The organism is Citrobacter sp., from assembly GCF_050252275.1.
GTDB classification, from domain to species: domain Bacteria; phylum Pseudomonadota; class Gammaproteobacteria; order Enterobacterales; family Enterobacteriaceae; genus Citrobacter_A; species Citrobacter_A amalonaticus.
Genome location: NZ_JBFWLF010000284.1, coordinates 1 through 5,934 on the forward strand (window position 1 = coordinate 1; position 5,934 = coordinate 5,934).

The following is a 5,934-nucleotide window of genomic DNA, read 5'->3' on the forward strand; positions in this document are numbered from 1 at the left end:
TCAGTATTGAACAGGGTGATGCCGGCATTAAGGTTATCGCCGTTATCCCACAGCAGTCCCAGCTCTTCGCTCAGGCTCTTTACCGGTTTCAGATCCGGGTTGCCGACAATAATGCCATTCAAACGACCGCCACCGGTGACCTGACCCCAGTTTGCGGAGGATTGACGCAGATCGGGTGCGCGGTAGCCTGCGGAGACGCCACCTTTTAAGGTCCATTGATCGCTCAGATGCCAGACGCCATAACCGCGCGGCGTCCAGTTGTCGCCGTAGTTTTCGTCCTTATCCATACGGATCCCGCCGGTCAGGGTAAAACTATCGGTCATCGCCCATTCGTCTTCTGCAAACAGCGCCCAGCTCCAGCGGGTCAGTTTATTCAGACCGTCAGCCGCTTCCAGTTGGTTGCCGTTATCGCGCAGTTTTTCATAACGGTACTGACCGCCCAGCGTCATCGTATGGGCGCCGAGGAAAATCTGGTTCTGGTTATTGAAGATCGTGTTGTATGACTTCATCTCACGACCCGGGTTGTGGGTCTCTTCCTGCTGGATATAGCTGGTGCTGTTGAAATCATCGTAATAGCCGCTGTGCGTCAGTGAATACGTGGTGTGCTCATAGCGGTTTTCACTTTTCGTGTTTGGCTTACAGGTGCCTTTCCGGCAGGTTTCCTCGGCCATCGATTTACCTGGCGTACTGTTGCGATCCTGCAATTCACGAGCGATATCAAAATCGATGTCGTTCTTATCATCCGGTGTAAAGTTAAGGGTCAGACCGCCGTTACGCAGGCGCTGCTCATTGTAACCGTTGACGATCTGATCTTCCGCGCGGCGGGACAGCAGTCCGGTGACTTTCGCGCCCAGCAAGCCGTCGATCAGCGGACCAGAAGCATAGGCATTGGTCTGGAACAGATCGCCGGAGTCGCTGTTTTCCTGGAAAGTAGCGTCACCGTGCAGAGAACCGGTCCAGCCTTTGGTGTTAGAGACTTTTTTGGTGATCACGTTAATCACGCCGCCCATCGCATCGGATCCGTACAGCGAGGACATCGGGCCACGGATGACTTCGATACGCTCGATGGACTCCAGCGGCGGCAGCCAGCCCTGCTCGATCCCAGAATTATCGCTGTTCGGACGCGTACCGCGAGTGCTGATGCGTTTACCGTTCACCAGGAACAGCGTGTATTGCGACGCCATCCCTCGGATGCTGATATCACTGCTGCTGCCCCCGCCAGTGACGACTACGCCAGGGACATCTTTCAGTGCATCGGTAACGTCACGGTAAGCTTTGTCTTCAATTTGCTGTTTTGAAATAACCGAAATTGACGCTGGGGCGTTCTGGATTTTCTGCTCAAATCCCGTCGCGGTAACCACAACGGTATCCTGATCGGCAGCATGAACGAGCGATGGGAGGCATGCCGCGCTGACGACGATGGCAATAGCCTTAACGTGAGGTATAGTCATTTTGTCATTCCATTAAACGAATAAAAACCGCGTGCCATGTAAAAGGCCATGACAACTGTATGTGTTTGTCTTTTAAGAACTCTTAGCGGTAAAGAAGCGGGGGAAATTGTACAAAAGAATGAATATTTGTAAACACAAATGATAATTGAAATCATTTGCGTTTGTTTGGTTTGTAAGGGAAAACCTTTTAAGTCAATAAGATAGCGGAACGTAAATGTGAGGAAAAAATGAAGAAATCATGGAGAAAGGGAGAAGAAAAAGGAGGGCGCATTGCCCTCCTGCGGTTATTTCATCAAATGTGCGGCATGGAAGCGCAGATGATCCTCAATGAATGAGGCAATAAAGTAATAGCTATGATCGTAACCAGGCTGAATACGCAGCGTCATCGGCCATGCGGTCTGGCGTGCGGCTTCAGCCAGAACCGCGGGTTGGAGCTGATCGGCCAGAAACTGATCGCTGTCGCCCTGGTCAATCAGCGTCGGGATGGCGTCTTCCGGCTGGCTGGCGTACATCAACGCACAGCTATCCCATTGCGCCCATGCGGCGCGATCCTCGCCGAGATAGGCGAGAAACGCTTTTTCGCCCCACGGGACGCGGCACGGGTTAACGATGGGGGCGAATGCAGAAACGCTGGTGTATTTGCCTGGATTTTTCAACGCCATGATCAGCGCACCGTGACCGCCCATGGAGTGTCCACTGATCGCGCAGCGATCGCTGACGTTAAAATGCGCCTGAATCAGCGACGGGAGTTCGTCCCGCACGTAATCATACATGCGGAAATGAGCAGCCCAGGGTTGCTGCGTCGCATTGAGATAAAAACCGGCCCCCTGACCAAGATCATACCCCTCATCGTTGGCGACCTGTTCACCGCGCGGGCTGGTATCCGGCATGACTAAAACGATGCCTAATTCAGCCGCGATACGCTGCGCACCGGCCTTAGTGGTAAAGTTTTCATCATTACAGGTTAACCCGGACAGCCAGTACAGAACCGGCGGAGGGGTCGTATCGCGAGGGGGAGGGAGAAAAATGCTGAACGTCATTGCACAGTTCAGCGTGGTGGAGTCGTGACGCCAGCGTTGCTGCCAGCCTTCAAAACAGCGGTGCTCTTCGAGCATTTCCATGCGTGGCTCCTTGTTATGTTGAACCTGAATGTGTTCGCAAACTCCCCATAATACAGATAATTCATGGCACTGTGAGTAACTTTCACTTCCGCATCGCGCAGACTTGCTTCATCATCGAGCACACGTCGATGTAACCCTTCCCGTCCTCTTTTACGAAACGCGGTTTGAAAGGCAACGGCGATTTCAATAATTATCGTTGTGAATACTGGATTATGTGCGCGGCCTCACGCACAATAATCAGGCTGTCAACAGCCTACAAACTTTGCCCCACGCAGGGCAGAGGCGCCACACCTGCAGGAGAAGAATAAATGTCATCACTCAGTAAAGAAGCGGCCCTGGTTCATGAAGCGCTGGTAGCGCGAGGGCTGGAAACGCCGCTGCGCCCGCCCGTGCATGAGATGGATAACGAAACGCGCAAACGTCTTATCTCAGGCCATATGACCGAGATCATGCAGTTGCTGAACCTCGACCTGAGCGATGACAGCCTGATGGAAACCCCGCATCGCATCGCCAAAATGTATGTCGATGAGATTTTCTCAGGCCTGGATTACGCCAATTTCCCGAAAATCACCGTCATTGAAAACAAAATGAAAGTCGATGAGATGGTCACCGTACGCGACATCACTCTCACCAGCACGTGTGAACACCATTTTGTGACCATTGATGGTAAAGCCACCGTGGCCTATATCCCGAAAGAGTCGGTGATTGGTTTGTCGAAGATCAACCGCATCGTCCAGTTCTTTGCCCAACGTCCGCAGGTACAGGAGCGTCTGACGCAACAGATCCTGACCGCGCTGCAAACTCTGCTGGGAACCAATAACGTGGCCGTATCGATTGATGCGGTGCATTATTGCGTGAAAGCACGCGGTATTCGTGATGCCACCAGTGCAACCACCACCACCTCGCTTGGCGGTCTGTTTAAATCGAGCCAGAATACGCGTCAGGAATTTTTGCGCGCGGTCCGTCATCACAACTGATTAAGGCAGGAGCTATGGAGCGTAATGTCACGCTGGATTTTGTCCGTGGCGTCGCCATCCTTGGCATCCTGCTGTTAAATATCAGCGCCTTTGGTTTGCCAAAGGCGGCTTACCTCAATCCCGCCTGGTACGGAAATATCACGGCTTCAGATGCCTGGACATGGGCCATTCTGGATCTGTTCGCGCAGGTAAAATTTCTCACTTTGTTTGCACTGTTGTTTGGCGCGGGCCTGCAAATGCTGCTGCCGCGCGGTAAGCGCTGGATCCAGTCCCGTCTGACTCTACTGGTGCTACTTGGTTTTATTCATGCCTTGCTGTTTTGGGACGGCGATATTCTGCTGGCCTATGGGCTGGTGGGGCTGATCTGCTGGCGACTGGTGCGCGATGCACCATCGGTGAAAAGCCTGTTTAACACCGGCGTGATGCTCTATCTGGTCGGCATTGCCGTTCTGCTGCTGCTTGGCGCGATCTCCGGCAGTGAAACAAACCGCGCCTGGACGCCGGATGCGTCTGCGTTGCTGTATGAACAATACTGGAAGGTGAATGGCGGCGTGGAAGCCATCAGTAATCGGATCGATGCCTTATCGAACAGCCTGCTGGCGCTGGGCGCGCAGTATGGCTGGCAACTGGCGGGTATGATGTTGCTCGGGGCGGCACTGATGCGCAGTGGCTGGCTGAAAGGGCAGTTTCGTCTTTCGCATTACCGACGCAGCGGTTTTTTACTGATCGCCGTGGGTCTACTTATTAACCTGCCTGCCGTGGTCGCGCAGTGGCAACTGGACTGGAGCTATCGCTGGTGCGCGTTCTTGTTACAGGCCCCGCGTGAACTCAGCGCACCATTTCAGACGCTCGGCTATACCGCGCTGATGTTTGGTTACTGGCCGCAGTTAAGCCGCAGCAAAATCGCTCATGCGATTGCCTGTGTCGGGCGAATGGCGCTGACAAATTATCTGCTGCAAACCGTGATTTGCACCACGCTGTTTTATCAATTCGGCTTATTTATGAAATTTGACCGACTGGAACTGCTGCTGTTTGTCATCCCGGTGTGGCTGGCAAACCTGCTTTTCTCCGTGATCTGGTTACGGTTCCTGCCTCAGGGCCCGATGGAGTGGCTCTGGCGGCAATTAACCCTGCGAGCGTCAGGGACATCTTTGTCCCATACATCCAGATAACGATCTGGATCACAATCATTAACAAAATGGATGTAAGCGCTTTCATCGCTGTGACCGCACTCACGTAGTCCTTTTCCCTCCGCTGACAAAATAGCCGCCAGTTATGCAGCGAGTGGCTGCAATTCCAGACAGGGTAGTGAATATGATCACCATTCGTGATGTGGCGCGTCAGGCAGGCGTATCGGTAGCGACGGTTTCCCGCGTGTTAAATAACAGCGCGCTGGTCAGTCCTGATACGCGCGAGGCGGTAATGAAGGCGGTGACGCTGCTGGGCTATCGGCCAAACGCCAATGCCCAGGCGCTGGCCACGCAGGTCAGTGAAACCATCGGCGTGGTGGTGATGGACGTGTCCGATGCGTTTTTTGGCGCGCTGGTGAAAGCGGTGGATTTGGTCGCTCAACAGCATCAAAAATATGTGCTGATCGGCAACAGCTATCATGAAGCCGAAAAAGAGCGTCATGCCATTGAGGTGTTGATCCGCCAGCGCTGTAACGCGCTGATCGTTCACTCAAAAGCGTTAAGCGATCGGGAACTGGGCGAGTTTATGGATCAGATCCCCGGTATGGTGCTGATCAACCGCATTGTCCCTGGCTACGCCCACCGCTGCGTGTGCCTGGACAATATCAGCGGCGCGAAAATGGCGACCCGTATGTTATTGAATAATGGTCATCAGCGGATTGGCTATCTGGCTTCCAGCCACCGCATTGAAGATGACGTCATGCGCCGGGAAGGGTGGAGCAGTGCACTTAAGGAGCAGGGCATTGTGGCGCCTGAAAGCTGGATTGGCATCGGAGCACCGGATATGCAGGGCGGTGAGGCGGCAATGGTTGAGCTGCTGGGGCGCAACCTGCAGCTAAGCGCCGTGTTTGCCTATAACGACAATATGGCCGCGGGCGCGCTGACGGCGCTAAAGGACAACGGCATTTCCATTCCCTTACACCTTTCAATCATTGGTTTCGACGATATTCCCATCGCCCGTTACACCGATCCCCAGTTGACAACGGTGCGCTATCCCATTGCTTCTATGGCAAAACTGGCGACAGAACTCGCATTACAGGGCGCTGCGGGAACGCTGGATTTATCCGCGACCCACTGCTTTATGCCGACCCTCGTGCGGCGTCATTCGGTTGCTGTACGACAGAATGCGGCGGCGATCACTAACTTATGATTTCGCCAGATGTAACCGCTTTCATTTTGTGTGTTTTTTGTGTGT

The 5,934-nt window shown here is 53.7% G+C and carries 5 protein-coding genes; 3 read left to right on the forward strand and 2 right to left on the reverse strand.

The features are described 5' to 3' along the window. Positions 1-1,451: TonB-dependent receptor domain-containing protein (locus AB7E14_RS19380; protein WP_428169816.1), on the reverse strand; the 1,451-nt coding region annotated here is incomplete at its 3' end. Positions 1,452-1,735: 284 nt separating this feature from the next. Continuing rightward, a complete protein-coding gene (gene fghA, locus AB7E14_RS19385; RefSeq protein WP_044326534.1) occupies positions 1,736-2,572 on the reverse strand; it encodes an S-formylglutathione hydrolase in 837 nt (278 codons plus the stop codon). Positions 2,573-2,880: 308 nt separating this feature from the next. Between fghA and folE the strand changes: the two genes are divergently transcribed. The 3 genes from folE (at position 2,881) to galS (ending at position 5,889) form a co-directional block, all read left to right on the forward strand. Then, positions 2,881-3,549: a GTP cyclohydrolase I FolE gene (gene folE, locus AB7E14_RS19390; protein WP_043000121.1), complete on the forward strand. Its 669-nt coding sequence runs from the start codon at positions 2,881-2,883 to the stop codon at positions 3,547-3,549. Positions 3,550-3,563: 14 nt separating this feature from the next. Beyond that, the gene (gene yeiB, locus AB7E14_RS19395) at positions 3,564-4,721 is read left to right on the forward strand and encodes a DUF418 domain-containing protein YeiB (protein ID WP_044326533.1); all 1,158 of its coding nucleotides are present in this window, start codon (positions 3,564-3,566) and stop codon (positions 4,719-4,721) included. A gap of 142 nt (positions 4,722-4,863) precedes the next feature. Further along, complete coding sequence (gene galS / locus AB7E14_RS19400; protein ID WP_043000123.1) at positions 4,864-5,889, forward strand: HTH-type transcriptional regulator GalS; 1,026 nt, start codon at positions 4,864-4,866, stop codon at positions 5,887-5,889. The last annotated feature ends 45 nt before the right edge of the window (positions 5,890-5,934 follow it).